General features: G+C 66.2%; 27 protein-coding genes. 13 read left to right on the top strand and 14 right to left on the bottom strand.

Going from position 1 to position 26,847, the window contains the following annotated elements; genetic code table 11:
• Positions 1-57: 57 nt before the first annotated feature.
• From IEV83_RS14430 to IEV83_RS14410, 5 genes are all read left to right on the top strand, one after another.
• Complete coding sequence (locus IEV83_RS14430; RefSeq protein WP_181759717.1) at positions 58-702, top strand: LysE family translocator; 645 nt, start codon at positions 58-60, stop codon at positions 700-702.
• Positions 703-730: 28 nt separating this feature from the next.
• A complete protein-coding gene (locus IEV83_RS14425) occupies positions 731-2,056 on the top strand; it encodes an aspartate aminotransferase family protein (RefSeq protein ID WP_181759718.1) in 1,326 nt (441 codons plus the stop codon).
• A 103-nt stretch (positions 2,057-2,159) separates the two neighbouring features.
• Positions 2,160-2,975 carry a thermonuclease family protein gene (locus IEV83_RS14420; protein WP_181759719.1) on the top strand — a complete coding sequence of 272 codons (816 nt, stop codon included), beginning with the start codon at positions 2,160-2,162 and terminating at the stop codon, positions 2,973-2,975.
• Between the two features lie 53 nt (positions 2,976-3,028).
• Positions 3,029-4,450 (top strand): M48 family metalloprotease, encoded by a 1,422-nt coding sequence (locus tag IEV83_RS14415; protein WP_244628197.1) that lies wholly within the window; start codon positions 3,029-3,031, stop codon positions 4,448-4,450.
• Positions 4,451-4,560: 110 nt separating this feature from the next.
• Positions 4,561-5,649, top strand: coding sequence for a YeeE/YedE family protein (locus IEV83_RS14410; protein ID WP_181759720.1), 1,089 nt, complete (start codon positions 4,561-4,563; stop codon positions 5,647-5,649).
• Positions 5,650-5,688: 39 nt separating this feature from the next.
• Here IEV83_RS14410 and IEV83_RS14405 read toward each other — a convergent pair whose 3' ends face one another.
• Positions 5,689-7,839: a 3'-5' exonuclease gene (locus IEV83_RS14405; RefSeq protein ID WP_181759721.1), complete on the bottom strand. Its 2,151-nt coding sequence runs from the start codon at positions 7,837-7,839 to the stop codon at positions 5,689-5,691.
• Positions 7,832-8,230 carry a response regulator transcription factor gene (locus IEV83_RS14400; RefSeq protein ID WP_181759722.1) on the bottom strand — a complete coding sequence of 133 codons (399 nt, stop codon included), beginning with the start codon at positions 8,228-8,230 and terminating at the stop codon, positions 7,832-7,834. Before IEV83_RS14400 ends, IEV83_RS14405 begins: the two co-directional genes overlap by 8 nt.
• A gap of 178 nt (positions 8,231-8,408) precedes the next feature.
• On the opposite strand from IEV83_RS14400, the gene IEV83_RS14395 reads away from it, so the two are divergent.
• Positions 8,409-8,825, top strand: coding sequence for a hypothetical protein (locus tag IEV83_RS14395; RefSeq protein WP_181759723.1), 417 nt, complete (start codon positions 8,409-8,411; stop codon positions 8,823-8,825).
• A gap of 17 nt (positions 8,826-8,842) precedes the next feature.
• Here the strand turns inward: IEV83_RS14395 and IEV83_RS14390 are convergent, their stop codons facing one another.
• The gene (locus IEV83_RS14390; RefSeq protein ID WP_181759724.1) at positions 8,843-9,358 is read right to left on the bottom strand and encodes a hypothetical protein; all 516 of its coding nucleotides are present in this window, start codon (positions 9,356-9,358) and stop codon (positions 8,843-8,845) included.
• 180 nt (positions 9,359-9,538) lie between these two features.
• Here IEV83_RS14390 and IEV83_RS14385 point away from each other — a divergent pair, with 180 nt between their 5' ends.
• Both IEV83_RS14385 and IEV83_RS14380 read left to right on the top strand, forming a co-directional pair.
• Positions 9,539-10,165, top strand: a complete 627-nt coding sequence (locus IEV83_RS14385; protein ID WP_181759725.1) for a GNAT family N-acetyltransferase — start codon at positions 9,539-9,541, stop codon at positions 10,163-10,165.
• Entirely contained in the window at positions 10,162-11,355 is a 1,194-nt protein-coding gene (locus tag IEV83_RS14380; RefSeq protein ID WP_181759726.1) for an MFS transporter, read from the top strand. Before IEV83_RS14385 ends, IEV83_RS14380 begins: the two co-directional genes overlap by 4 nt.
• Before the next feature lie 22 nt (positions 11,356-11,377).
• On the opposite strand, the gene ggt is transcribed toward IEV83_RS14380, so the two are convergent.
• Entirely contained in the window at positions 11,378-13,135 is a 1,758-nt protein-coding gene (gene ggt, locus IEV83_RS14375; protein WP_209003181.1) for a gamma-glutamyltransferase, read from the bottom strand.
• 115 nt (positions 13,136-13,250) lie between these two features.
• On the opposite strand from ggt, the gene IEV83_RS14370 reads away from it, so the two are divergent.
• A complete protein-coding gene (locus IEV83_RS14370) occupies positions 13,251-13,580 on the top strand; it encodes a c-type cytochrome (protein WP_244628196.1) in 330 nt (109 codons plus the stop codon).
• A 107-nt stretch (positions 13,581-13,687) separates the two neighbouring features.
• Here the strand turns inward: IEV83_RS14370 and IEV83_RS14365 are convergent, their stop codons facing one another.
• The 6 genes from IEV83_RS14365 to IEV83_RS14340 form a co-directional block, all read right to left on the bottom strand.
• A complete protein-coding gene (locus tag IEV83_RS14365) occupies positions 13,688-14,722 on the bottom strand; it encodes an aspartate-semialdehyde dehydrogenase (protein ID WP_181759727.1) in 1,035 nt (344 codons plus the stop codon).
• Between the two features lie 111 nt (positions 14,723-14,833).
• Positions 14,834-14,974: a hypothetical protein gene (locus IEV83_RS14360; protein WP_181759728.1), complete on the bottom strand. Its 141-nt coding sequence runs from the start codon at positions 14,972-14,974 to the stop codon at positions 14,834-14,836.
• A 102-nt stretch (positions 14,975-15,076) separates the two neighbouring features.
• Positions 15,077-16,105: an esterase-like activity of phytase family protein gene (locus IEV83_RS14355; RefSeq protein ID WP_181759729.1), complete on the bottom strand. Its 1,029-nt coding sequence runs from the start codon at positions 16,103-16,105 to the stop codon at positions 15,077-15,079.
• A gap of 15 nt (positions 16,106-16,120) precedes the next feature.
• Complete coding sequence (gene cobT / locus IEV83_RS14350) at positions 16,121-18,013, bottom strand: cobaltochelatase subunit CobT (RefSeq protein WP_181759730.1); 1,893 nt, start codon at positions 18,011-18,013, stop codon at positions 16,121-16,123.
• Positions 18,014-18,027: 14 nt separating this feature from the next.
• Positions 18,028-19,005: a cobaltochelatase subunit CobS gene (cobS, locus tag IEV83_RS14345; protein ID WP_371873472.1), complete on the bottom strand. Its 978-nt coding sequence runs from the start codon at positions 19,003-19,005 to the stop codon at positions 18,028-18,030.
• Positions 19,006-19,295: 290 nt separating this feature from the next.
• On the bottom strand, positions 19,296-19,898 hold the full coding sequence (locus IEV83_RS14340) for a J domain-containing protein (protein ID WP_181759731.1): 603 nt from the start codon (positions 19,896-19,898) through the stop codon (positions 19,296-19,298).
• Between the two features lie 135 nt (positions 19,899-20,033).
• Between IEV83_RS14340 and IEV83_RS14335 the strand changes: the two genes are divergently transcribed.
• Positions 20,034-20,342 carry a BolA family protein gene (locus tag IEV83_RS14335; protein WP_181759732.1) on the top strand — a complete coding sequence of 103 codons (309 nt, stop codon included), beginning with the start codon at positions 20,034-20,036 and terminating at the stop codon, positions 20,340-20,342.
• Positions 20,343-20,368: 26 nt separating this feature from the next.
• Here IEV83_RS14335 and IEV83_RS14330 read toward each other — a convergent pair whose 3' ends face one another.
• Genes IEV83_RS14330 through IEV83_RS14320 form a run of 3 tightly spaced genes read right to left on the bottom strand, consistent with a single transcriptional unit; the run spans position 20,369 to position 23,486 of the window.
• A complete protein-coding gene (locus tag IEV83_RS14330) occupies positions 20,369-21,694 on the bottom strand; it encodes an HlyC/CorC family transporter (RefSeq protein ID WP_181759733.1) in 1,326 nt (441 codons plus the stop codon).
• Complete coding sequence (gene aroB, locus IEV83_RS14325; protein ID WP_181759734.1) at positions 21,691-22,860, bottom strand: 3-dehydroquinate synthase; 1,170 nt, start codon at positions 22,858-22,860, stop codon at positions 21,691-21,693. Before aroB ends, IEV83_RS14330 begins: the two co-directional genes overlap by 4 nt.
• Positions 22,861-22,886: 26 nt before the next feature.
• Entirely contained in the window at positions 22,887-23,486 is a 600-nt protein-coding gene (locus tag IEV83_RS14320; protein WP_244628195.1) for a shikimate kinase, read from the bottom strand.
• A 209-nt stretch (positions 23,487-23,695) separates the two neighbouring features.
• Between IEV83_RS14320 and IEV83_RS14315 the strand changes: the two genes are divergently transcribed.
• A complete protein-coding gene (locus IEV83_RS14315; protein ID WP_181759736.1) occupies positions 23,696-23,839 on the top strand; it encodes a hypothetical protein in 144 nt (47 codons plus the stop codon).
• Positions 23,840-23,888: 49 nt separating this feature from the next.
• Positions 23,889-24,839 carry a site-specific tyrosine recombinase XerD gene (xerD, locus tag IEV83_RS14310; protein WP_209003180.1) on the top strand — a complete coding sequence of 317 codons (951 nt, stop codon included), beginning with the start codon at positions 23,889-23,891 and terminating at the stop codon, positions 24,837-24,839.
• A gap of 25 nt (positions 24,840-24,864) precedes the next feature.
• Here xerD and IEV83_RS14305 read toward each other — a convergent pair whose 3' ends face one another.
• Entirely contained in the window at positions 24,865-25,917 is a 1,053-nt protein-coding gene (locus tag IEV83_RS14305) for a MaoC family dehydratase (protein WP_181759737.1), read from the bottom strand.
• A 203-nt stretch (positions 25,918-26,120) separates the two neighbouring features.
• Between IEV83_RS14305 and IEV83_RS14300 the strand changes: the two genes are divergently transcribed.
• On the top strand, positions 26,121-26,825 hold the full coding sequence (locus IEV83_RS14300) for a carbonic anhydrase (protein WP_181759738.1): 705 nt from the start codon (positions 26,121-26,123) through the stop codon (positions 26,823-26,825).
• Positions 26,826-26,847: the final 22 nt, after the last annotated feature.

Raw genomic sequence — 26,847 nt, 5'->3', positions numbered from 1 at the left:
CAAAGCCCTTGCAGAGCCGGCCCGGACGACCGGTCAGGATGGTCCAATGGGGAATTCATGAGCTTCATTCCCGATCTCGCCACGCTGGCGACCTTCACAGCCGCCTGCCTCGTTCTGGTGCTGACCCCCGGTCCGGACATGACGCTGTTCGTCAGCCGCTCCCTGTCCGAAGGACGCGCGGCCGGCATGGCCTCGATGCTCGGCGCCGCAACCGGCAATCTGGTGCATACCCTGCTGGTCGCCTTCGGCCTGTCGGCGCTGATCGCCGCCTCCGCCGAGGCGTTCCTGGTGGTCAAGGTGGGCGGCGCCCTCTACCTGCTGTGGCTGGCCTATCAGAGCATCCGCCATGGCTCGGCGCTGACGGTACGCACCGGCGCGCCGGCGCAGCCCAAGCCCCTGTCCCGGGTGTTCGCCACCGGTCTGCTGGTGAACCTGCTCAATCCGAAAATCATCTTGTTCTTCCTCACCTTCCTGCCGCAATTCGTGACGGCGGGCGATCCGGAAGCGGCGGCCAAGCTGGTCTTTCTCGGCCTTTACATGATTGCCTTTTCCCTGCCCTTCTGCGCCGCCATGGTCCTGGCCGCCGAAGGCTTTTCCTCCTCCTTGCGCAAATCGCCGCGCGTCATGCGCCTGGTCGACTGGCTGTTCGCCAGCGTCATCGGCGGTTTCGCGGTCAAGATCCTTCTGACCAACCGGACCTGAGCGTCCTTTTCACGATCGAACCGACATCATGACCCATATTTTTCCCAGACATACCGCCATGCGCCTGCCGCGCGCCGTCTCCGGCGACGGCTGCTACATCATAGACGACAGCGGCAAGCGCTATCTGGATGCCTCCGGCGGCGCCGCCGTGTCCTGCCTCGGCCATTCCGACAAGACCATCACCGAGGCGATCAAGCGCCAACTCGATGCCATCCCCTTCGCCCACACCGGCTTTTTCACCTCCGAAGCCGCCGAGGATCTGGCCGATCTTCTGATCGCTCATGCCCCGGGCGACCTCGACCGGGTCTATCTGGTCTCCGGCGGATCGGAGGCGGTGGAAGCGGCAATCAAGCTTGCCCGCCAGTACCATCTTGAACGCGGAGAGCCGAGCCGGGCCCGCATCATCGCCCGCCGCCAGAGCTACCACGGCAACACCATCGGCGCCCTGTCCGCCGGCGGCAACATGTGGCGACGCGAGCCCTTCGGGCCGCTGCTGGTCGACATGTCGCACATCGCGCCCTGCTACGCCTATCGCGACCAGCGGGACGACGAGAGCGCGGAGGAGTACGGCCGGCGGGTTGCCGACGAGCTGGAGACGGAAATCCTCGCCCGCGGACCGGAAACCATCGCCGCCTTCATCGCCGAACCGGTGGTCGGCGCCACCCTTGGCGCCGTGCCCGCCGTGCCAGGCTATTTCGCCCGGGTCCGCGAAATCTGCGCCCGCTACGGCGTCCTGCTCATTCTCGATGAGGTGATGTGCGGCATGGGCCGCACCGGCCACCTGTTCGCTTGCGAGGCCGATGGCGTCGAGCCGGACATCCTGTGCATCGCCAAGGGCCTTGGCGCCGGCTACCAGCCGATCGGCGCGACCTTGTGCAGCGCGGCGATCTATTCGGCCATCGAGACCGGCTCCGGCCTGTTCCAGCACGGCCATACCTATCTGGGGCACCCGGCCGCCGCCGCCGCCGGCCGGGCGGTGGTCAGCGCCCTGGTGGAGCGTGATCTCGTCGCCCGCTCGCGCGATATGGGCGCAAAGCTCGACGCGGCCCTGCGCGACCGCTTCGGCCAGCACCCCCATGTGGGCGACATTCGCGGCCGAGGCCTGTTCCTCGGTCTGGAACTGGTCGCCGACCGGGACAGCAAGGCCACGTTCGATCCGGCCCGCAAGCTCAACGCCACCATCAAGAAGGCGGCCTTCGCACGCGGCCTGATCTGCTACCCGATGGGCGGCACCATCGACGGTCGGCATGGCGACCACATCCTGCTCGCCCCGCCCTTCATCCTTGAGGAGGCGCAGATCGGCGAGCTGGTCGACAAGCTTGCTGGGGCGATCGAAGACGGATTGGCAAGCTGACGCTGCGGCCTGCCCCAGTCCCGTCACCATTCGCCGCCACAACAGGCAGCGACGCAACGGGACCGGAGGCGGCTGTTTTCTCATCATGCGCGGGGACGGGCACATGCGACGCGAACGACCATGCCGGCCCCTGCCGCTGGCAGGAACGGCGCTCGCCGCCGGAGCGGTCCTGGCATCGCTTGCCGGCGTCCGCATGGCAAAAGCGATGGAGGCAGTCCCCGCTCCCTGCCTTGCCGGCTCCATTGCGCGCGAGGTCGTCATCGCCGACACGGGGATGACCGGTGACCTGGTCACCGCCGACGGCGCCCTGTTCCGGCAATCCGACCTTGTCTTTCCGGCAGACGGTCCTCCCGTCCTGCCGGGCAACCGCTTGCCGCTTTCCCTGAAGTTTGCCGATGCAGCCGAAAAACCGGATCGCTGGAACCGGCACCTGGGGCATTTTTCCGGCGACCGGACCGGCGGCTGGCTTGCCCATGCACTTGTTTCCTCCGGTCAGGCGATGGTTGCCCCCGCGCTGAGCCCCGCCGACTGCCTGGCTCCGCTCCTCAGCGCCGAACGGCAGGCGCGTAAGGAACGGCGCGGCCTCTGGGCGACAGAACGGGTCTGGTCGGCGCATCGGCCGGAGGACCTTGGCCCCCGTACCGGCCGCTACACGCTGGTCAGCGGCCAGGTGTTGTCGGTGGGCGAAACCCGCTCGACGCTCTATCTTAATTTCGGTCACCGCTGGAGCCGGGATTTCACGGTTACCGTCCCGGCGGCCGACGCTCCGGCTTTCGCCCAGGCCGGTCTCGACCTTCGTTCCCTGAAAGGCACCAGGGTGCGTGTCCGTGGGGTCATTCAATTTTCCGGCGGTCCGGGTATAAGAGTATTCCATCCCGCGCAGATCGAGCGGCTCGACAAGGACAACATGCGGCAGTGATGACGCCCTCGCTCTTCAAACGGTTCGTTGCAACGGGGACCCGCCTCGCGCTCGTGAGCGTGGCCGCGGCCCTGCTTTCCGCCTGCCAGTTCTCCGGCTCCTCGCCGATCGACATCGGCACGCCGGCGCCGGGCAAGTTGCGCCCGGGCCTCTCCTCCGATCTTGGCGCCCGCGAACATCCGAAGGTGGTCGCGACCTACGGCGGCGTCTACGAGGACCGGGGCGCGGAACGGGCGGTCGCCCAGGTGGTCGGACGGCTGGTCGAGGCCTCGGACGATCCCTCGCAGAGCTACCGCATCACCATCCTGAACTCGCCGGCGGTCAATGCCTTCGCCCTGCCGGGGGGCTATCTCTATGTCACCCGGGGCCTTCTGGCACTGGCCACCGACACCTCGGAAGTGGCCGCCGTTCTCGCCCACGAAATGGCCCATGTCACCGCCAGCCACGCGATCAAGCGTCAGCAGCGGGCGGAGGCGACCGAACTGGCCGGCAAGGTGCTCGGCAATGTCGTCCGCGATCCGGATCAGGCCCGCGCGGCGATCATTTCCTCCCAGCTCTCCTTCGCCCGTTTCTCCCAGATCCAGGAGCTGGAGGCGGACGGGGTTGGCGTGCGCACCCTGTCGCGTGCCCGCTACGATCCCTTCGCCGCCGCCCGTTTCCTCAACGCCATGGGCCTTTACGCCGCCTATCAGAGCGCTCAAGGCACCACCTCCAGCGCACCCGACTTCCTGTCATCCCACCCGACCACGCCGGAGCGGGTGCAGACCGCCGTGCGCGCGGCCCGGCAGATCGGCGCGCCCGGTGTCGGCGAGCGCGACCGCGACGCCTATCTGACCAAGATCGACGGCATGCTCTATGGCGACGATCCGCTTGAAGGCTTTGTGCGCGGCCGCTCCTTCCTGCACAAGGCGCTCGGCATCAGCTTCACCGTCCCGCGTGGCTATGTGCTGGAAAATTCGCCCGAAGCAGTGCTGGCCAGCAACTCCGCCGGCACGGCCCTGCGCTTCGATGGCGCCGACCTGACGGATTTCGAATCGCTCACCGCCTATATGACCAGTGGCTGGATCAATGGCCTGATCCGCGACAGCGTGCGCGAAACCACGGTCAACGGCCTGCCGGCGGTCACCGCCTCGGCCATCACCGATGGCTGGACCTTCCGCATCGCCGTGGTGCGCATCGGCCGTACCGGTTACCGCTTCATCTTCGCCTCGCGCAAGGGCGGCAATGCCTTCGCTGCGGACTACCAGAAGACCCTGGAAAGCTTCCGTCAGCTCACGCCGACGGAACGGGCACGGCTGCGTCCCTTGCGGATCAAGGTGATCCGCGCCGATGCCGGCGACACCCCGGAAAAGCTGGCGGTCGGCATGAGCGGTATCGAGCCGGCACGCCGGCTTGAGCTGTTCACGATCCTCAATCAAACACCCGCCGGCAAGCCGATCCCCGCCGGCACCGCCCTGAAGCTGGTCGTCGACTGACACCCCTTCCGCCCGCTTGAGGAAAATCAAGGCGCGCGCACCTTCCTTCCGATATTCATATATTGGAATGTGACGTTCACGCGCCTGGGCGGGATGGCGGGAGGCAGGAAATGGATCTGACCGGCTGGTTCGAGATATTCGGCGAAGAGGGAACCTCGGCCATCGGCGGCCTGTTGATCGGCATCGCCTTTGGCGCCTTTGCCCAGCGCAGCCGCTTCTGCCTGCGTGCCGCCGTGGTGGAATTCGCGCGCGGCGCCATTCAGTTGAAGGTCGCCGTCTGGCTGATTGCCTTCGCCTCCGCCGTTTTCCTCACCCAGGCGCTGATCAGCCTGGACATGCTGGACGTGTCCGAGGCTCGGCAATTCGCCGCGCGCGGCTCCATCTCCGGCGCGCTGATCGGCGGGGCGCTCTTCGGCTGCGGCATGGTGCTGGCTCGGGGCTGCGCCAGCCGGCTGCTCGTCCTGTCCGCCACCGGCAATCTGCGCGCGCTGCTCTCCGGTCTGATCTTCGCCGTCGCCGCCGAAGCCTCCATCCATGGCCTTCTGTCGCCCTTGCGCGACTGGCTCGCCGGCTTGTGGACCGTGGGCGGGCGCGACCGCCTCGACCTTTTGCAACTGCTGGGACCGGGGCCTGAAGCCGGGCTGGTGATCGGCCTCCTGTTCCTGTCCGGCGCGGTGTTCTTCGCCGTCCGTGCCCGTCTCGGTCCCTGGGGCTGGCTTGGCGCCGCCGGCGTCGGCGCCACCGTTGCCGCCGGCTGGTGGTTCACCTATCAGCTGTCGTTCCAGGCGTTCGAGCCCATGACGGTGAAGAGCATGACCTTCACCGGCCCTTCCGCCGACACCCTGATGACCGTCCTCACCCCGCCGGGCACCAACATCGATTTCGACATCGGTCTTGTCCCCGGCGTCTTCATCGGCGCGGCCATCGCCGCGCTTGCCGCCCGCGAGTGGACGCTGGAAGGCTTCCGGGACGGGCACAGTATGCGCCGCTACATCGCCGGCGCGGTGCTGATGGGCTTCGGCGGAATGCTGGCCGGCGGCTGCGCCGTCGGTGCCGGCGTCACCGGCGGTTCGATCTTCGCCCTCACCGCCTGGCTGACCCTCAGCGCCATGTGGGCCGCCGCCGGGCTGACCGATCTGCTGATCGACCGCCGTGGCGCAGGCGCAGGCGGCACGGCGGAAGCGCCCGCCCTGCCCTGATCCGATCCACTCTGGCTTGATCTGGTCCGGACGTCCGCCTCAATAGCGCCGCTGGCGCCGGCGCAAGGCGACCTGCCGGTTGGAGACCTCGATCGCATCGCTCAAGGTCACGACACCAAGCGGTGTCAACAGGGCGATCAGCTTGCGCAGGACCTCCGCTGTCGCCAGCGCGTCCCCCAACGCCGTATGCCGATCCTCGACGGGGATGACGATGCCAAACCGCTCGGCCAGCGCATCGAGGGTGAGGCTTTCGCTGGCGCCGAAAATGTGACCGGCCAGCAGCACCGTATCCAGCACCGGCTGTTCGAAGCGCAGACCGGTGCGCTCCTGGTATTTCGACAGGAAGGTCATGTCAAAGGCCGCGTTATGCGCCACCAGCACACTGTCGCCGATGAAGGCATAAAAGCGCGGCAACACCTGCTCCACCGGATCCGCCTCCGCCACCATGTCATCGGTGATGCCGTGAATCCGGCTCGAGGCCGGCGGGATCGGGCGGCCCGGGTTGACCAGACCGTCGAAGATCTCGCCGCGCAGCACCCGGTCATTGACAATCCGCACCCCGGCCACCGACACGAGGTCGTCGCCGCGCGACGGTTCCAGCCCGGTGGTTTCCGTGTCGAACACCACATAGGACAGATTGCGCAAAAGCGTCTCGCCGATGGTGCTCGGTGTCGGCCGGGCAAACAGGTCGAAATCGTAGAACTCCGGTCGCGGCGCCAGCGGCGCGGTGGACTTCATCGGCCGGTCCTGATGCTCCACCGCCACGGCCAGCGGCAGCCGAAGCCGAGCCTGCCCGCCGCCAAGGATGTCGCTCCACATATCGGTCTTGTGCCGGCTAAGCACATCCCGACCGGTCATTGCCCCCAGCGCCTCTTCCAGCGGCTCATCGAGCCAGCCTTCCAGCACCGGTTCGGGCACCGGCTCTCCCGCCCAGAGCAGATCGAGATAGGCGGTACCCTCCCGCCGGCTGGTCGACAGGCGGAAGTCACGCACCTGGGCCCAGACGCTGATGCGATTCATCATCCTGTCGACCAGATCGACCACGGTCGCACTGTCGCAAGACAGCCACAGCGGGTCGCCCATCACGACGGCGGACAGCTCCCGCCCCTCGGAGCGGCGCGCGGCGATACAGTCCATCAGCGTGGACGAATAAACCTCCGTCATCGGCCAGGCGCCGGCCAGAAGATCTCCCGCCACCTGGTCGAGCCGATCGAGCCGCTCCCCCAGAGCCCGGGTTTCCACGTCGACCGTCTCGCGCAGCCGCTCCCGCGCCGCATCGTCCATCGGCGCCTTGCGCAACAGCACCTCGCCCGACAGGGACAGCGTCGCCACCCGCTGACGCATGTCGCGGGTCACATCCTGAAGCAGACGGTCGCGCCAGATCCCGGCGGCCAGTTCGTCGGTCACCTTGTCGAAGGTCACCACATAGCCGATCGCCTCGCGCTCTTCCTCGCCGAGGATCAGCGACATGCGCCCGCGCAGGCTTTCGTGGCCGCAAGCCGTGGTGCCGATGAACTGGGCCGCCAGCCCGTCCTTGTGGCTGCGGTACCGGCCGGAGGAAAAGCGCCGCGTCAGCCGCTCCAGACTGTGCCGCAGCGGCTGACCGGCGACCAGACCTGTCAATCGCCGCTCCAGCCCAAGCGGACCACTGCGTCCCTGGTCGAGCAGGTGATGGGCAAACCGATTGTACAGAAGAACCTTGTGATCGAGGGTGCAGATCACCACCCCCTGCTGCAGATCGCGCAGCACCGCTTCCAGTTGCCCCTTCTGCCGATCCGCTTCGGCGGTGGCAACGGCGACCATCTCTTCCACGTCGGCCCGCGCCTCAAGCAGCGCCACCGCCGCCTCCCGCACGGCCGGCGCGAGCAGCCCGAGATAGCGTCCGGTGTCCTGAGGGATTTCGCGCGGGGTGCCGGCATGAACACTGGCGCGCAATTCCGCGCCCAGTTTCATCAGGGGCTGGGCGACATGGTCGTCGAACTTCAGCCAGACCCACAAGGTCAGCCCGGCGCTGGCGAACAGCGCCACACCGCCACCCAGCACCAGGGCATTGACCGGCACCTGCGGCGCCGCTGCCGCAAGATAGATCATGGCACCGGCAATGCTGGCCGAGGTACCGAGCAGGATCAAGGCGAAGAACAGAAAAAACCGCAGCCGCAGGTTCCAGCGCTCGGCCCAGCCATCAGGCATTCGCGCGTCCCGCCAGCCCTGGCGTCTCCGTCAGCAGCCGCGCCACCACGGACATCAGCTCCGAGGCGGTGAAAGGCTTGGCCAGATGAGCATCCGCACCAAGGGCTTGCCCCTTCTCGATGTCGACGGCGCGCGAACAGGCGCTCATCATCACCACCGGAATTTCCCGGGACAGCGGATCGCCGCGCATCGACTGGCACAGGGCATAGCCGGTGCCGTCCGGCAGTTCCGCATCCAGCAGGACAATATCCGGCGGATGCGCACTCAGCGCCGCACGCGCCGTCCCGGCGGTATCGGCAGTGTCCACCAGATAGCCGTCTTGCTCGATCAGATCCTTGAGAAACCCGGTCAGGGTTATCGCATCATCGACAATCAGAACCCGTGCCGTCATGCGCTTTCCTCCTCCACGCATTACTATGCCCGCCGGGCCGGGCCAGCACTAGAACGCCATTCGTCTAGGGTCCCGGTTCCCCAAGGCCATGACATCGCCGGCGAAGCACGCTAAAGCAGGACCCCATCGCCGCGCGGCCTCACGACCGCGCGGCCGCACGCATGAACGAAGGCGCATGATGACCGATCAGATCGCACCGTTTCTGGGCACCTGGCTGCTCGACCTTGACGAAAGCGAGTTCGACCAGAGCGATCTTCCCCGCTCCGGCCAGTGCCGGATCGAGGAAGAATTTGGCCTGGTCACCATCCGCATGATGCTGGTCACCGCCGAGGGAGAAACCGTGGAAGGCGAGATGGCGGCGATCCCCGGCGGTCCCGGCCAGCGCCTGTCACAGAGCGGCCTTGCCGACCGTCTGCTGCTCTTCTTCGAAGGCGACCGCACCCTGACCTCGGAGGCCAAGCGCGGCAACGAGGTGCTGATGACCGCGCGCCGGCGCCTGTCGGAGGATGGCCGCACTCTGGAAATCGAACAGTCGGTGAATGTCCCGGGTCAGGGCGAGGTGGTCAACACGGCCATCTACCGCCGGGCGCAATAGCCAGGGTCCCGGTCACCTTACCACGGCGCCGGCCAGGACGAGGGCCAGCCCGCCTGCCAGCGCCCCGCCGCCAGCACGCCAAGCCACAGGACCAGAGAAAGCAGGCCCGCGGTGCGGAACCGGGAGATCGTCCCGCGCGAATCCACCTGCGCCAGCAGGCGCCAGGCCGGGACGACCCGCAGCATCAGCGCATTCAGCCCGGCCAGAGCGATCAGCCCCATCTTGAGCTGGAACCCGGGCAGCGCCGCCAGCGCATGCGGGCGTAGCGACATCATCGCCAAACCCGTGGCAAGCGCCAGCAGAAACCCGACAGCGGAGACCGGGACCAGAACTCGGGCAAGCTCGGACAGCGGCACCGACGGCCACAGCCCGAGCATCCTGAGGTCGAACGGCAGAATGGCGCCAAACAGCATCGCCGCGCCAATGACATGGGCAAAGGCGGTCAGATCGCGCGCGAGCGCGGATCCGGCCAGGAAGGCCGCCACCGGCGAGCCTTGCAGAAAATCGAAAAACGCCCCGAGTTCCGTGATCATGGTCTGGCTTGTCCGCTCGCCTTTTGTTGATCCTTGATAGCGTGATTCTCCCATTTCACGACCTGCGTCCAGCGACGGATGCCCCCCGGCGTCGCTTTTCGCGCCCGACCGCCGCGCCAAGGACTTGTCATTGCATTCGTAGACCGCCACAAGAATAAGGCGAACCCGGAGCGACCGATCATGACACTCGACATCCTCCCCTTCGTACGCGCCGGCGACGAAACTGCCGCCACCCGGCTCTTTACCGAGGCGCTGTTTCAAAAGCTGCGCCCGTTCTTCGGCCGGGAGGACAGTGCCGTGGCGTTTCTCACCCCACATTTATGCCGAGAGCGCGCCGTCACCGCCCTTGTTGATGGCCGGATTGCCGGCATCGCCGGGTTCAGACTGGATGGGCGGGAGCTGTTCAATCCACAATGGTCCGACCTCCAACGGCACTACGGGTTGTTAGGTGCGAGCTGGCGGGCCGCCGGGTTGTCCTTACTGGAAAAGGACAAGGAGGCAGGCGTTCTGTCCATGGACGGCATCGCGGTGAGCCCTGAGGCCCGGGGCCGGGGCATCGGCACCGCGCTGCTCGACGCCATCTGCAGCATCGCCCGGCAAGCCGGGCGGCACAGCGTGCGGCTCGATGTCATCGACAGCAATCCGCGCGCCCGCGCGCTTTATGAGCGCAATGGCTTCGTTGCCGGCGAGACCAGACACCTCGGCCTCTTCAAACTGCTGTTCGGCTTCTCTTGCGCCACGGCGATGCGCCGGACAGTCGGCCCTGCCGCAGGGCACAGGCCGCGCACACCGACTACCGGGTCATGACCGGCACTGCCACAACCTCCCCGCAAACCCTCGACCGGCTGGCGATCTCGGTGGTGCTGGGCATGGTCGCGGTGTTCGGTCTCGCCCAGGGACTGACCTATCCGCTGCTTGCCTTCATCCTGGAACGGCAGAGCGTACCGGCCTGGCTGATCGGCGCCAATGCGGCGATGATGGCGATTGGCCTGATTGTCTCCGCCCCGCTGATCCCGCAACTCGCCCTGCGCTTCGGTGCCGCGCGAATGGCCGTCGCCAGCGCGCTGCTGCTCGCCGCCCTCTTCGCCCTGATCGGCCTGTTCCAGTCGCTCATTGTCTGGTTCCCCGCGCGCCTCTTGCTCGGCTTCGCCATCAACGGGCTCTACATCGCCAGCGAAACCTGGGTGAACCAGCTTGCGCCCGATCGGATGCGTGGGCGCCTCCTCGGCCTCTACTCCACCGCCCTTGCCGGCGGGTTCGCTCTCGGCCCGGCGAGCCTCGTGCTCACCGGCACGGACACGCTCGCCCCCTTCCTGATCTGCATTGCCGTCTGTCTGGTCTGCGGCGGGTTGATCCTGTCGATCCGCCATCGGTTACCGCAATTCTCCGCCGGCGACACCGGATCGATCCGCCAAGTCGCGCCGCTCATTCCCTTCCTGCTCGTCATCACCGGCACCGCCGCAGCCTTCGATCAGGCGATCCTGACCCTGTTCCCGGTCTACGGGCTCGGCCACGGGTTGACCGCCAGCGCGGTTGCCTCGGCCCTCGCGATCCTGATCGTTGGCAACATCCTGTTTCAAGTGCCGATCGGCATCATTGCCGACCGCTGGGGGCCGGAACGCATGATGACGCTGCTCTGTGCCCTGACCATCCTCGGCGCCGTGTTGCTGCCGCTGGTGATCGCCGCACCGCTGCCCCTGTGGGCCATGCTGTTCGTCTGGGGATCGGCGGCCTATGGGATCTACACCATCGCCCTGATGGAGCTTGGCCGCCGGTTTTCCGGCGCCATGCTGATCGCCGGCAACGCCGGTTTCGCGGTGATGTGGGGTGTGGGCGGCGCGCTCGGTCCGGCGCTTGCCGGCAGCGCCATGGATCTCTTCGGCCTGAACGGCCTGCCGCTTCTGCTCGGCGGCGTCTATACGCTGCTGCTGATCATTGCCCTTTACCGGCAACTCGTGCCAGAGCGGCAAGCAGCGCGATCAGCCACAAGCGACTGACCGCGCCTTGTTCGCCAGGGTCCTAGTTGTGACCGGCGGCCAGCGCGCCCTGTCGGCGCGGATCGGCGGCACCGGCCAGTCCACCCTCCACGCTCATCACCGATTGGGTCGAACCCATGGTCGGCTTCAGCGCGATGGTGTGCCCCTTGGCCCGCAGCAACGCCAGTGTATCGGGGGAAAACCCCTCCTCCACCCGCAGCTCATCGGGCAGCCACTGGTGATGCACCCGCGGTGCCGCGCTCGCCTCGGCGACATTCATGCCATGATCGACCACATTGAGGATCACCTGCAGCACGGTGGTGATGATCCGGCTGCCGCCCGGCGATCCGGTCGCCATCAACAATTCCCCATCCTTGAACACCAGGGTCGGGCTCATGGACGACAGCGGACGCTTGCGCGGCGCCACCGCATTGGCGTCGCCGCCGATCAACCCATAGGCATTCGGCACCCCCGGCTTGGCGGAAAAATCGTCCAGCTCATTGTTGAGGAGAACACCCGTGTCCCCGGCCATCAGGCCCGCGCCATAGGAAAAGTTCAGCGTGTAGGTGTTGGCGACCGCGTTGCCGTCGTCATCGACGATGGAATAATGGGTCGTCTGGTCGCTCTCATAGGGCACCGGGGCACCCGGCTTGATCTCCGTCGCCAGCGCCGCCCGGTCGGGCGAGAAATCGGCCATCCGCTCGCGGGCATAGGCCTTCGAGGTCAGGCCCTTGACCGGTACATCGACGAAATCCGGATCGCCGAGATACTCGGACCGATCCGCATAAGCCCGCTTCATCGCCTCGGCCATCACGTGCAGGGTCGCCGCCGAACCGGCGCCGGAGCCGGCAAGGTCATGATCCTCCAGCATGTTGAGGATCTCCACGATATGCACCCCACCGGAGGACGGCGGCGGCATCGAGGCGATGGTGTAGCCGCGATAGGTGCCGGTGACCGGCGCGCGCCAAACTGCCTTGTACTCGGCCAGATCGGCTAGGGTCATCGGACCGCCGGCCTCCTCAACCCGCGCGACGATCGCCTCGGCCACCGGCCCGCTGTAGAACCCCGAAGGCCCCTCGCTGGCGATCTTCTCCAGGGTCGCCGCCAGATGTGGCAGCTTCAACGTGTCCCCGGCTTCATAGAAGCTTCCGTCCGGCTTGTAATAGGCGGCAAGGCTCGCCGGATCCTTCGACAGGCGCGGATGCACCTGCTTGAGCGAGCCGGCCAGGTCGTCGGAAACGATGAACCCGTCGCGGGCCAGCGCGATCGCCGGGGCGATCAGCTCGGCGAAGGTGAAGGTACCGCTGCCGTATTTCTCATGGGCAGCGAACATGCCGGCGACGGTGCCCGGCACACCAACGGCAAAGCCGGAATAGCGCGACTTGTTGCTGTCCGCATTGCCATCGGCATCAAGGAACATGTCGCGGAACGCGCCTGCGGGTGCCAACTCGCGGTAGTCGAGCGCATGGGTTTCGCCGCTTTCGGCCAGATGCACCATCATGAAGCCACCGCCGCCGAGATTGCCTGCCCGGGGCAGCGTCACCGCCAGGGCGAAACCGACCGCAACCGCCGCATCGACCGCATTGCCGCCCCGGGCGAGAATGTCGCGACCGACCCCGCTGGCCAGCGCTTCCTGGCTCGACACCATGCCACCGCGCGCCACCACCGGATGGAACCGGTCGTCGCCGGACAGGATCGGCCCTGTCTGAACGCTCGCGCTCTGGGCCGCGACCGGCCCCATCGCCAGTCCGCAGACAAGCCCCGCCGCGAGCATGATGCGGGATATTCGCCGAAACGCCATCGAACAACCTCCTGAATGAAAACCTCTTCCCGAACGAGAAGGCCCTGTTGCCACGCGGGTTGAAACGCTACCATCTGACCCACGCGCAGACACGGAACGCTGGGAGCATAGCATCATGAAGCGCATGCGAAAGCAGGTTGCAACGATCACGGCACTTCTCGCTCTGGCAGGTCTTGCGGCGCAAACGGGCACGGCCCTGGCCGATGCCAAAGACGGCGCGCGCCTTGCCCGCCTCTGGTGCGCCGCCTGCCACGTGGTCGCCGATGACCAGGCTTCCGGCAGCGAGGCGGTGCCGCCCTTCGCCGAGATCGCCAACCGGCCGAATTTCGACCGCGACGGGCTGGCCGCCACCCTCTCCGGCCAGCATCCGATCATGCCCGACATGACCCTGTCGCGGCAGGAGATCGCTGATTTGTCCGCCTATATCGCCTCCCTCGCCCGCTAAGTGCCTTCCCTCCCGCAGCGAGAGGACGCGCACGAAAAAGGGGACCATGGCCGTGCCATGATCCCCTTCCACAACGTTACGGTTTGCGAACCGGTGATCGGCCCCGATCAGGCAGCCGCCTTCTTCGGCGCGATCAGCTGGCGATTGACCAGCACCTCGGCGATCTGCACCGTGTTCAGCGCCGCCCCCTTGCGCAGGTTGTCGGCCACGACCCAAAGGTTCAGGCCGTTTTCCACCGTGGCATCCTCACGGATACGGCTGACATAGGTCGCATCCTCACCAGCGCATTCATACGGGGTGACGTAACCGCCATCCTCGGTCTTGTCGACGACGAGAATGCCCGGCGCCTCGCGCAGGATGTCGCGGGCCTCATCGGCGGACAGCGGCTGGTCGAACTCGATGTTGACCGCTTCCGCATGACCGATGAACACCGGCACGCGCACGGCGGTGCAGGTGACCTTGATCGCCGGATCCAGCATCTTCTTGGTCTCGGCAAGCACCTTCCATTCTTCCTTGGTGTAGCCGTCTTCCATGAAGACATCGATATGCGGAATGACGTTGAAGGCGATCCGCTTGGTGAACTTCTCCGGCACAATCGGATCGTTGACGAACACCGAGCGCGTCTGGTTGAACAGCTCGTCCATCGCATCCTTGCCGCCGCCGGAGACCGACTGATAGGTCGAAACGACGATGCGCTTGATCTTCGCCGCATCATGCAGCGGCTTCAGCGCCACGACGAGCTGCGCGGTCGAGCAGTTCGGATTGGCGATGATGTTCTTCTTGGTGAAGCCGGCAATCGCATCCGCATTCACTTCCGGCACGATCAGCGGCACATCCGCGTCGTAGCGCCAGGCGGAGGAGTTGTCGATGACAACGCAGCCCTGCGCGGCGATCTTCGGCGACCACTCCTTCGACACTTCGCCGCCCGCCGACATCAGGCAGATATCGACATCGGAAAAGTCGTAGTGGTCGATCGCCTGACAGGCCAGCGTCTTGTCGCCGAAGGACACATCGACACCCTGGGATCGGCGCGAGGCAACCGCAACCACTTCCGAAGCGGGAAATCCGCGCTCGGCAAGAATATCGAGCATTTCGCGACCCACGTTGCCCGTGGCGCCGACAACAGCGACCTTGTAAGCCATAGAGTTCTTCCTCTCGTTCCGCTCCCCGCGAGCCGTGAGGAGCGCCTGTCGCGGTCCATCGGCTCTTCCGGACCCCCGTCGAACCGGGGGAGCGCGGTACGAGAGAGGCCGTCAGACGGTTTTGGTGGTCGTCGTGGTTTTGGTGGTCGTCGTGTCTTCGCCCGCGGTGGTCCCGGCCCAGGCGCATGCGAACAGGGCCGCGCGCGGCGCAGTCATGCAGGCACTGGAACCAAGGGTACGGCGATCAATCATCGCTCTTTCCGCGATTGAAGGGACACTAGGCGCCTTTCATGCGGGCAGCGACGATCAAAGTCAACAAATTCGATCACAAAAACAGCCGGCAGGCGCCCCGCGTCAATCGTCCTCCAAACGAAACCGCAACAAAAGGGTTCGCTGCAGGATCGACCGATTGTCATCCGAGACAAGTGTCACAACCGTATCGCCGGATGGCGAGCGGTGCACCGAAAGCCCTTCCATGTTGTCGATCTGCTCGTTGAACCCCGCCTCCAGCAGCACGGTTCCCACCACTTGCGCCCCGGGCACCAGCTCGGCGGCCGGCAACAGTCTGAACCGCATGCCGATGCCATGGCGCAGGGTGAACCGACGCTCCAGCAGCAAGAGATCGCCATCGGGCAGGAAGGCCGCGTCAGTGGCGTCGTAATCGTCCTGCCGCGTCAGGGTGAAGGTGCCGGGCCGGGGACCGCCGATAAGGAACCCGGGCATGTCGTCGGCGAAGGTCGGACCACGCTCGGCAATCACCACCAGCGTGCCCGTCAACGGGCCGGAATTGGCCGCGGCGACCGCTTCCATCCCCTTGTTGTGGCGCAGGGACTTGATGGCGGCCGGCAGCGGGATCTCCCGCCCGTGGTCCGCAAAATCGAGCGGATAGGGAAAGGCGAAGATCCCATGCCGACGCTCGGTCGACACCAGAAGCTCCGCCCCGGCATTGGTGCGGCGCAGGGTCAGCGCCTCGCTGTCGCCGCGCCCCAGCTCCATCAGGGTCTCGCCATCCGGCCCCAGCAGCGGGGCGACCCGCGCACCTTCCAGCGCCAGCAGCCGACCCGTGTCGTCCTGCTTCACGCGCGCCGACAGCCAAAGCCCGTTATCGGCCACCGCGATCAGGTCGCGCCCTTCGTCGGTGACGAGCAGACCGGACAGCCCGCCCATGTGCCGGTTCGGAGAAAGCAGTTCCAGCCCGCCGAGGAAGGTGAGTCGCCCGAACCGTGTCGCCTCCGGTCGGCCAATGCGGAAATGCTCGATGGGACGTGCGGTGACCGGCACCGCCTCGCCCTCCGGCCCGATGCCGGCCGCCGCCGCGCACCCCGCCGTCGCAAGCACCGCAAGGCAGGCAAGAACAGCGGCAAGCCGGCGCGCGAAGGGCATCTTCGCCACCGTCCGCTAGCCCCGGGACCGCATCCGGCCGCGACCGGTGGCCCGCGGCATCAGGGTCTGATCGTCGAACAGATTGGCAAGCTGATCGGTCATCGCGCCGGCCAGTTCCTCCGCGTCGATGATTGTCACCGCCCGCTGGTAGTAGCGTGTCACGTCATGGCCGATGCCGATGGCGATCAGTTCGACCGGCGACCGGGTCTCGATCTCCTCGATCACATAGCGCAGATGCCGCTCCAGATAATTGCCCGGATTGACCGACAGGGTGCAGTCATCCACCGGCGCGCCATCGGAGATCATCATCAGGATCTTGCGCTGTTCGGGCCGGCCGAGCAGACGCTTGTGCGCCCAGTCGAGCGCCTCGCCGTCGATGTTTTCCTTCAGCAGCCCCTCGCGCATCATCAAGCCGAGATTGCGCCGTGCCCGGCGCCAGGGCGCATCCGCCGACTTGTAGATAATATGGCGCAGATCGTTGAGCCGGCCCGGCTGGGCTGGTTTGCCGGCGGCAAGCCATGCCTCACGCGACTGACCGCCCTTCCACGCCCGGGTGGTGAAGCCGAGGATCTCCACCTTGACGCCGCACCGTTCCAGCGTGCGTGCCAGAATATCGGCACAGGTGGCGGCGACGGTGATCGGCCGGCCGCGCATCGAGCCGGAATTGTCGAGCAGCAAGGTAACCACGGTGTCGCGGAAATTGGTGTCGCTTTCCTGCTTGAAGGCCAGCGGCTGCATCGGGTCGGTCACCACCCGGGTCAGCCGGGCGGTGTCGAGCATCCCCTCTTCCAGATCAAAGCTCCAGGAGCGGTTCTGCTGAGCCAGAAGCTTGCGCTGCAGCCGGTTGGCGAGCCGCGCCACCGCCCCTTGCAGGTTCACCAACTGCTTGTCGAGATGTCCGCGCAACCGGTCCAGCTCCGCCGTGTCGCACAGCTCCTCGGCCGGAATCATCTCGTCGAACTGGGTGGTGAAGACCTTGTAGTCGGACACCGGCGGCTGATTGGAGAACGGCAACTCGCGGCGCTGGCTCTCGCCCGGCTCCTGCGCATCCGCCGCGTCATCTTCCTCGGCCATCTCCTGCAGATCGCCATCGAGCGCTTCGGTCTCGCCGGCCTCGGTTTCCTCGCCGGACAGCTCCACGTCCTGCGGCGCGCCTTCCTCCTCGCCGGTGTTTTCCTCACCTTCCGAAGCGGTTTCGCCGCGCTCGCCGTTGCCGTCCTGCTCGTTTTCCTCGCCCTCGGTATCCTCGCCTTCCTGGCCGAAATCCTCGTCCATTTCCAGCGAGGACAGCAGGTGACGGATCTGGCGCGCGAAACCGCCCTGGTTCTCCATCTGCCCGGACAGAAGATCGAGATCCTCGCCGGCCTTCTCCTCGATCCAGTCACGCCACTGGGCGATCATCGGCTCGGCGCTCTTGGGCGGCGCAAGGCCGGTCAGACGCTCGCGCACCATATGCGCGACCGCCTCTTCCAGCGGGGCATCCTCGCGGCTGGCCACATCCGCATAGGCCGCCTTGTGACACCGGTCCTCCAGCATCGCCGTGAGGTTGTCCGCCACACCGGGCATCCGGTTGGCGCCGACCGCCTCGCAGCGCGCCTGCTCCACCGCCTCGAAGATCGACCGCGCCATCTCGCCCTGGGGCGCCAGCTTGCGATGCACGGCCGGATCGTGACAGGCGAGCTTGAGCGCCATGGCGTCGCCAAGCCCGCGCGTCACCGCCACGTCTCCCTCGCTCAACCGCCGGGCCGGTTCCGGCATCCTGGCAGTGTGCCCGGACAGCGACGGCCGGTCGGAGGAGAACAGAACCTCAAGCTCCGGGTCGCCTGCAATGGCCCGCATGGTGTCGCCGACCGCCCGCTTCAGGGGTTCCACGGTCGGTTTGGTCTTTTCCGAAGGCGGATTGCGCATGGAAAGATGCCCCGTCAGCTCATCACCACGTTGGCGGCCGATTCAGGAAGATCCACCCCGAAGCAGCGCTGATAGAACTCGGCCACCAGGGTCCGCTCCATCTCGTCGCACTTGTTGAGGAAGGTCACGCGGAAGGCGAAGCCCAGATCGTCGAAGATCTCGGCATTCTCCGCCCAGGTGATCACCGTGCGCGGGCTCATCACCGTCGACAAATCGCCGTTGATGAAGGCATTGCGGGTCATGTCGGCAAGGCGCACCATGCGCGAGACCGTCTGCCGGCCTTCCTCGTTCTGGTAGTGCTTGGCCTTGGCCAGAACGATTTCCACCTCATTGTCATGGGGCAGATAGTTCAGCGTGGTGACGATCGACCAGCGGTCCATCTGGCCCTGGTTGATCTGCTGGGTGCCGTGATAGAGGCCGGAGGTATCGCCGAGACCGACGGTATTGGCCGTGGCGAACAGGCGGAAGGCGGGATGCGGACGGATCACCCGGTTCTGGTCGAGCAGCGTCAGCCGGCCGGACACTTCAAGCACGCGCTGGATCACGAACATCACGTCCGGACGGCCGGCATCATACTCGTCGAACACCAGCGCCACGTTGTTCTGCAGCGCCCAGGGCAGGATGCCATCGCGGAATTCGGTCACCTGATGGCCGTCGCGAATGACGATCGCGTCCTTGCCGACCAGATCGATCCGCGAGATGTGGCTGTCCAAGTTGATGCGCACGCACGGCCAGTTGAGGCGCGCGGCCACCTGCTCGATATGGGTCGACTTGCCGGTGCCGTGGTAGCCCGTCACCATCACGCGGCGGTTATGGGCGAAGCCAGCGAGGATCGCCAGGGTCGTCGGCCGGTCGAACAGATAGTCCGGGTCGAGATCCGGGGTCTGCTCGGTCGGCGCCGAATAGGCCGGAACGGTCAGGTCGGTATCGATGCCAAACACATCCCGGACGGAAACGCTGGTATCAGGCAGGGATTCGGCAGGCAGCATCATGTCAGTCATTTGTCCTCCGACGGCCCGTGCAGTCCGGGCTTCGGGCTTTGCGTTGACAGCAGGGCGCGCGGGCGCGCGGGGTGTGGATCGGCAAGAGACCCTAGAGCAAGATCCAGCCAAGTGAAAATGGTTTGTCGCCTTGGCGAAACAGCCAGCGCGCCCGATCCTTAGCGCCGCCACCCTCCCAGGCAGAAGCGGCAAGGCCACCACGCGCATGCGGTGTCATAGCGCATTCGCACAGCCGTGCAAATCGGCGTTTCGCCGCGCCCCCCGCGACCCTTTTCGACCGATCAGCAGAAATCGGCCTTCTTCAGCAGGGTGTAGGCCTGGATAATCTCCCGCAGCCGCTCCTCCGAAGACCGATCGCCGCCATTGGCATCCGGGTGATGCCGCTTGACCAGCAGCTTGTAGCGGGCCTTGATTTCCGCGCCGCGCACCTCATGCGCCAGCCCCAGCGTATCGAACGCCCGCGCCTCCAGCGCCTTCAGCTTGGGCCGGCGAGCGGCCGGCTTGCCGCGCCGGGCCTCGGCCCGGGCACGGGCTGCCGCGCGCGGGTCGATATCCGACCACGCCGCCTGCTGGCCGGCGGCCTTGGCGTTCACCCCCATCTTCCAGGTCGGCCGGTGGCCGGTCAGCGCATCGCGCTGGTAGGCGCGCGTCTCGTTGTCGTCCATCCCTGAGAAGTAATTATAGGACTTGTTGTAGGCGCGCACATGCTCAAGGCAGAAATAGTGGTAATCGCCATCGCGGTGCCGCCCCTTGGGTGCGCGATGGGTGCCGGCCTCCACGCACCCCTCCCACTCGCACACGCGATCGGTCACCGCCTCCTCCTCGGCGCGACCACGCTTCTTTTTGATGCGGATCCGGTCGAAAATGTCGGATGTCACGGTCATTCAGTCCATTGCAAAGGCACCAAACCGCCGGAGGCCAGGAGGGCCCTCCGTCGAGGCGGTCTGCATAAATAGGGGGTCCGCGCCCGTTTCGGCAAGGTCTTGACGCGCGCCAATTGCCTGGCGCATGAAGGACGCATGACCATGCGCGCACAGATCGAGACCCTGCTCGCCCAGAGCTTTTCGCCCGAACACCTTGAGGTGATCGACGAATCGGAAAAGCACCACGGCCACGCCGGCTGGCGCGAGGGTGGGGAAACCCATTTCCGGGTCCGCATCGTTGCCGATGCCTTCGCCGGAAAAAACCGCCTTGCCCGTCATCGCGCGGTCAACGCCTGCCTGAAAGGCCCGCTTGACGCGGGCGTGCACGCCCTGGCGATCGAGGCCCGCGCCCCGGGCGAAGCCGACCCGCGCGATGCCGCGCGCAGGGTCAACGGCCCCACCTGAGGCAAAACTCCTCCGAAGCCTGGCTCCTAGCCGGTCGCAGCGGCACTCGCCGCTACCGGACCTTTCGCCGCACCCGCGCCCTGCTGCGCTAGAGGCATGATGCGCAGCCGGGTGATGCGGTTCTTCTGCCGTCCGAGCACGGTGAAGCGGAAGCCATGGAAGGTGAAGGCCTGCCGCTCTTCCGGGATCATCCGCGCCTCGTGAATCACCAGGCCGGCGATGGTCGTTGCCTCGTCATCCGGCAGGCGCCAGTCGACCGCCCGGTTGAGATCGCGGATCGGCACCGACCCGTCGACGATGATCGAGCCATCGGGCTGCGGCTTGACGCCAGCCAGTTCCAGATCGTGCTCGTCGGAAATCTCGCCGACGATTTCCTCCAGAATATCCTCCAGCGTCACCAGCCCCATCACCTCGCCATACTCGTCGACGACCAGCGCGAAATGGGCCTTACGCTTGAGGAAGGCGTTGAGCTGGTCCTGCAGGCTGGTGGTGTCGGGCACGAACCAGGGCGGCGACACGATCTCGTCGATATCCAGACTGTCCGCATCGCCGCCGGCACTGGCCAGCGCCCGCAGCAGGTCCTTGGCATGCAGAACGCCGATGTAATTGTCGGTCTCCCGGCGCCACAGCGGCAACCGGGTATGCGGGCTCTGCAGCGCCTCGCTGACGATCTTCGCCGGCGGATCGTCCGCATTGAGCGCGTTCATGTCGGTGCGGTGCACCATCACATCCGAGACCTCAAGATCGGCCAGATCCAAGAGGCCGCCGATGCGGTCGCGTTCCGCCTTTACCAGCCCACCCTCCATGTGCTGGAGATCGACCGTGCCGCGCAACTCCTCATGCGCCGAGAGCGCATTAGCCCCGTCGCTGGCATTGACGCCGAACAGACGCAGCAGCGACCGCACGATCACCTCGACGCCCATCACCACCGGTCCGAACAGCACCACCACCGGCCGCACCAGCGGTGAGACGGCGATGGCGAAACGGTCGGGATCGGCGATCGCCCAGGTCTTCGGCAGCACTTCGGAAAAGATCAGGACCAGCATGGTCATCACCAGGGTGGCATAGACCACGCCGGCATCGCCAAACAGATTGAGCAGCACATTGGTCGCCAGGGCCGAGGCAAGAATATTGACCAGATTGTTGCCCAGCAGCAGCGCACCAATCAGCCGCTCACGCGCCTGGATCAGCGACGACACAACGCCGGCGCGCCTGTCGCCGTTCTTCTCGTAGTGCAGCATCCGCGCCCGCGACGCCGCCGTCAGCGCTGTCTCCGAGCCGGAAAAGAACCCGGACAAGGCCAAGAGCACGAGGATTGCCAGTATATAGAGCCAGAGGTTTGCATCACTCATCGGGCAGCACTCTCACGTTCCAGCTCCCGCGCCAGGAACTCCCGCACCCGCGCCGGATCGACACCGCGCTCCACGAAGGCCTCGCCGATGCCGCGCACGAGAACGAAGGTCAGCGCCCCACGGGACACTTTCTTGTCCTGGGCCATTATGTCGAGAAACGTCTCCGCCGGCGGCATCTGCCCGGGAATGTCGGCAAGGGTGGTCGGCAAGCCGACCGCCGTCAGATGGGTCTCCACCCGCGCCCCGTCCTCCGGCGAACACAACCCCAGCTCCACCGAGAAATCAAAGGCCATGCGCATGCCGATGGCCACGCCCTCGCCATGCACCAGCCGCGCGCCGTCATAGGCGACCACCGCCTCCATCGCATGGCCAAAGGTATGCCCGAGATTGAGCAGCGCCCGCCGTCCCGCCTCGCGCTCGTCATCGGCGACCACCGCCGCCTTTGCCCAGCAGGAGGCGGCCACCGCCTCTTCCCGCTCCGGACCGCCGGCGAACACCGCCGCGTGGTTGGCCTCCAGCCAGGAGAAGAACCCGGCATCGCCAAGCAGGCCGTATTTCGCCACCTCCGCATAGCCGGCACGGAATTCCCGCGGCGACAGGGTGTCGAGCACCGCGGTATCGGCAATGACCAGGCTGGGCTGATGAAACGCGCCGATCAGGTTCTTGCCGTGGCGCACGTTGATGCCGGTCTTGCCGCCGACGGAGGAATCCACCTGGGCCAGCAGGCTGGTGGGCAGTTGAACGAAGGGCATGCCCCGCCGCACGCTGGCGGCAACGAAACCGGCAAGGTCGCCGACGACACCGCCGCCGAGCGCGATCACCGCATCGCCGCGTTCCAGCTTGGCGTCGAGCACCCGCTCGCACACGGTCTGGAACATGGAAAAGCACTTGCTGGCCTCACCGGCGGGAATGGTGATCACCTCATGGCCGACCTCCGCCGCATCGAGGGACGCGCGCAGGGCCTCCAGATGCAGCCCCGCCACGGTCTCGTCGGTGACGATCGCCGCCCGGCTACCCGGCAGAACCTCGGCAATCCTGGCTCCCGCCTCGGCAAGCGCGCCCCGGCCAATGACGATCTCATAGCTGCGCGCGCCGAGATCGACCGGCACCCGCGTCAGGCCGCAGGCTTCAGCATCGGCGGCGTCGAGGGGAACATTGGCGACCATTGGAACTACCGATCCTTTCAAGAGTTTCAATCCTGTGCCGGCGGAAGGCCCAGATGCCCCTCCAGCGCGGCGACAATATCATTCATCACCGTCTCATGCGGCACATCGCGGGACCAGACCGCAAGATCGGCGAGCGCATAAACCGGTTCGCGCTCCTCCAAAAGCCGGCGCAGCACCCCTTCCGGGTCCGGATCCTGCAGCAAGGGACGGGTGCCCCTGCGGCGCACCCGCTGCATCACCACCTGCAACTCGGCACGCAGCCAGACGGAAATTCCCGCCTTGCGCACCTCCTCGCGGGTCTCCGCGTTCATGAAGGCGCCGCCCCCGGTGGCCAGCACCTGCGGCCCGCTCTTCAACAGCCGGGCGATCACCCGCTGCTCGCCCGCCCGGAAGTAAGCCTCGCCATGCTGGGCGAAAATCTCCGAGATGGTCTGGTTGGCGGCCGCCTCGATTTCGGTATCGGCATCGACGAACGGCAGGTCGATCGCCTGCGCCAGCCGGCGGCCGACACTCGACTTGCCACACCCCATGATACCGACCAGCACGATGGAGCGCGTGCCCAGCGCCGCCGTCAGACGCGCAACCCGATCCCGGTCCAGGACTTTCCTCACTGCGGACGTTTGCACCGCGCCTCTCCCTGAAACATCTGCCCCGCTTTGACCGTGTCGCGCCGGTGCTGTCAAGGTCAGCCCCCGGCCATCCCCCGTGGACATGGTGCTTGCCAGGGCGGATCGCCCTGTTTTTCTTGCATCGCCCGCCCGGTTTCGCCACATACTTGGGCAGCGACCGTGCGCCCCTCTGTCAGGCGGCGATACCGGACCACCATGGATCCTGAATGCCCACACTGTCCCGATTGCTGTTCGTTCTTGTGCTGCTTGGCGGCCTTGCCGTTGCCGCCGTCTATGGCCTGGCGACCTTTGTTGAGCCGTCCCAGCGCGATATCACCGTTCGCGTGCAGATGGATGGGTTCGGCCGCTAACATCGCTTGAGGGGAAAACCGGTGAGCGAACGGGAACAGGAGACCCGACGTGGCCGATAACAGCCGCCATCTGGAAACCTTTCTGGAAATGCTCTCCGCCGAACGGGGCGCGGCGGTGAACACGCTGGAAAGCTACCGGCGCGATCTTGAGGATTTCGCCGAGTTCGCCGGCGCCAATGGCACGACCCTCCTTGGCGCGAACACGGAGACGATCACCGCCTATCTCGGCGATCTGACCGCGCGCGGCTTTGCCGCCAGCTCGCAGGCCCGGCGCCTGTCGGCGCTGCGCCAGTTCTACAAGCACCTTTACGCCGATGGCCTGCGCGGGGACGATCCGACCCGCGCCGTGCTGGCGCCGAAAAAGCGCGCCACCCTGCCCAAGGTGCTCAGCGTTGAGGACGTGGACCTGTTGCTCAAGACCGCCGAGGCAGAGGCGCAAACTGGCGGAGAAACCCCGGCGGCGGCGCTGCGGACGCGACGCCTGCACACGCTGCTCGAAGTGCTTTATGCCACCGGCCTGCGCGTATCGGAACTCGTTTCCCTGCCCCTGTCGGCTGCCCTGCGCGACGAGCGCCTGATCACCGTCAGCGGCAAGGGCGGCAAGGAACGTGCGGTGCCGCTGAGCCCGGCCGCCCGCACGGCGATGCGCGCCTATGTGGCCGAACGCCAGGCTCTCGAGGGGGCGAAGTCGAAGGGCCAGATGGGCAGCCGCTGGCTGTTTCCCTCCCATGGCGAGAGCGGCCATTTCACCCGTCAGGCCTTCGCCCGCGACCTGAAGGCGCTGGCGGCGCGCGCCGGCCTCGACCCGAGCCTTCTCAGCCCGCATGTGCTGCGGCACGCCTTCGCCTCGCACCTCTTGCAGAACGGCGCCGATCTCAGGGTGGTGCAACAATTGCTGGGCCATGCGGATATTTCCACCACCCAGATCTACACCCATGTGCTCGATGAACGCCTGCGCGCGCTGGTCGAGGCGCATCACCCGCTGGCCGGCGGCACCTGACCGGCGCCGCCCGCCCTCAAGCTGATCATTTCGGCATCAGCGCCCAGTAATCGAAGTCGAGGATCACCGCCGGGTCATAGGCGCCATCCGCGCCGTTGCCGGGGAAATCGGCGCAGGGGCGATCCTTGGTGGCCAGAGTGCGCAGGCGCACTGCCCCCACATCGTCGCGCCCGGAAATATTGGAGGTTTCCAGCACCTCCGACCAGGCAAAGACCGTATCGCCGGCGAACAGCGGCGCCACATGGCGGCCTGCGTTGATGCCCGCGACATGGAAGGCATTGGCCAAACCGTTGAAGGATAGCGCCCGGGCCAGCGAAATCACATGGCCGCCATAGATCAGCCGGCGGCCGAACCGTCCCTGGCCTTCCGAATGCTGGTTGAAATGCACCTTCGCCGTGTTCTGGTAGAGCCGGGTGGCGATCTGGTGTTCCGCCTCCTCCACGGTCATGCCGTCCACATGGTCGATCCGCTCGCCGGCCACATAGTCGCCGAACCGGTGCGGCGCGCCCGACAGATCCGTGTCCCAGGCCGCATGGTCGATCAACGGGCAGGCATCGCCCAGGGCATCGGGTGAGATCGCATCCGGCAGGTCCGGCACCACCGGCATCGGCGCCGGCGCCGACGGGTCGCGCTTGCGCACCATCACCCAGCGCACATAGTCGAGCACCTCCGTGCCATCGTCCTTGTAGCCGGTGGAGCGCACATAGACGACACCGGTCTTGCCGTTGGAGTTTTCCTTCAGGCCAATGACCTCCGAAACAGCCGACAGGCTGTCGCCGGGATAGACAGGGGCCAGAAAGCGTCCGCCGGCATAGCCCAGATTGGCCACCGCGTTCAGCGAGATATCCGGCACCGTCTTGCCGAAAACGATGTGGAACACCAGAAGGTCGTCCACTGGCGCCGCCGGATAGTTCAGCGCGCGCGCGAACGCCGCGGAGGACTGAACGGCGAAACGCGATCCATAAAGCGCGGTGTAGAGCGCGCAGTCTCCCTCCGTGATCGTGCGCGGCGTCGCATGCCGGATCACCTGCCCAACGTAGAAATCCTCAAAGAAATTGCCCGGATTGGTCTTGCTCAACGCCTGTTCCTTCCCTCGCCAACGCCCGCCTGTTGGGGCCGGCCTTGCTTTCGCCGTGCCGCATTTGACCGTCTGTTTCACCGCAGCGCAATACGAACTTGGAACAATTCCGTGGCCCCCATCTGGACGTTGGCCTACCTTGACCTTACGTTCCGGCCATCAGCCACGGGGCCCAGGAGCCGGGCCCAGAATGGGGATTTCGCATGGCCAACGAACACTCCACCGACACCGAAACACCTTCGGACGGCGTCGATCCTTCCGGTTTTCCCGATCTCCTTCTGGACGGATACCGCAACTATCTGAACCAGGCGCACGCCCCGCACCGCCACAACTACGAAAAGCTCGCCCTTTACGGCCAGCAGCCTGAGGTGATGGTGGTGTCCTGCTGTGACAGCCGGGTCACCCCGGAGGGCATCTTCGGCGCCGGCCCCGGCGAATTGTTCGTGGTCCGCAATGTCGCCAATCTGGTACCGCCCTACGCGCCCGACGATGACTACCATTCCACCAGTGCGGCTCTCGAATTCGCCGTCCAAGCGCTGCGGGTCAAACATATCGTCGTGATGGGCCATGGCCAGTGCGGTGGCGTGAAAGCCTTCCTCAACCAGAACTCCGTTCCGCTTTCGCCGGGCGATTTCATCGGCAAGTGGATGACCCTGCTGGAGCCGGCAGCCAAGTTCCAATGCATTCCGCTGGAGCGGGAAGAGGATCCGCAGCTCGCCCTGGAATACGCAGGCGTGCGCCAGTCTTTGGAGAACCTGCGCTCCTTCCCGTGCGTCCGGATCCTTGAGGAAAAAGGCAAGCTTGCCCTGCATGGCTCCTGGTTCGACATCGGGTCGGGCGAATTGCGCCTGCTCGATCCGGCCACCGGTCGCTTCGAACCCGCCTTCGGCTCGCCGGTCGCCCCCTGACGCCTAGGGGCGGCATCTCCAC

The organism is Stappia taiwanensis, assembly GCF_014635285.1.
Lineage (GTDB): Bacteria > Pseudomonadota > Alphaproteobacteria > Rhizobiales > Stappiaceae > Stappia > Stappia taiwanensis.
This window is presented reverse-complemented; position numbering and strand designations above follow the sequence as displayed.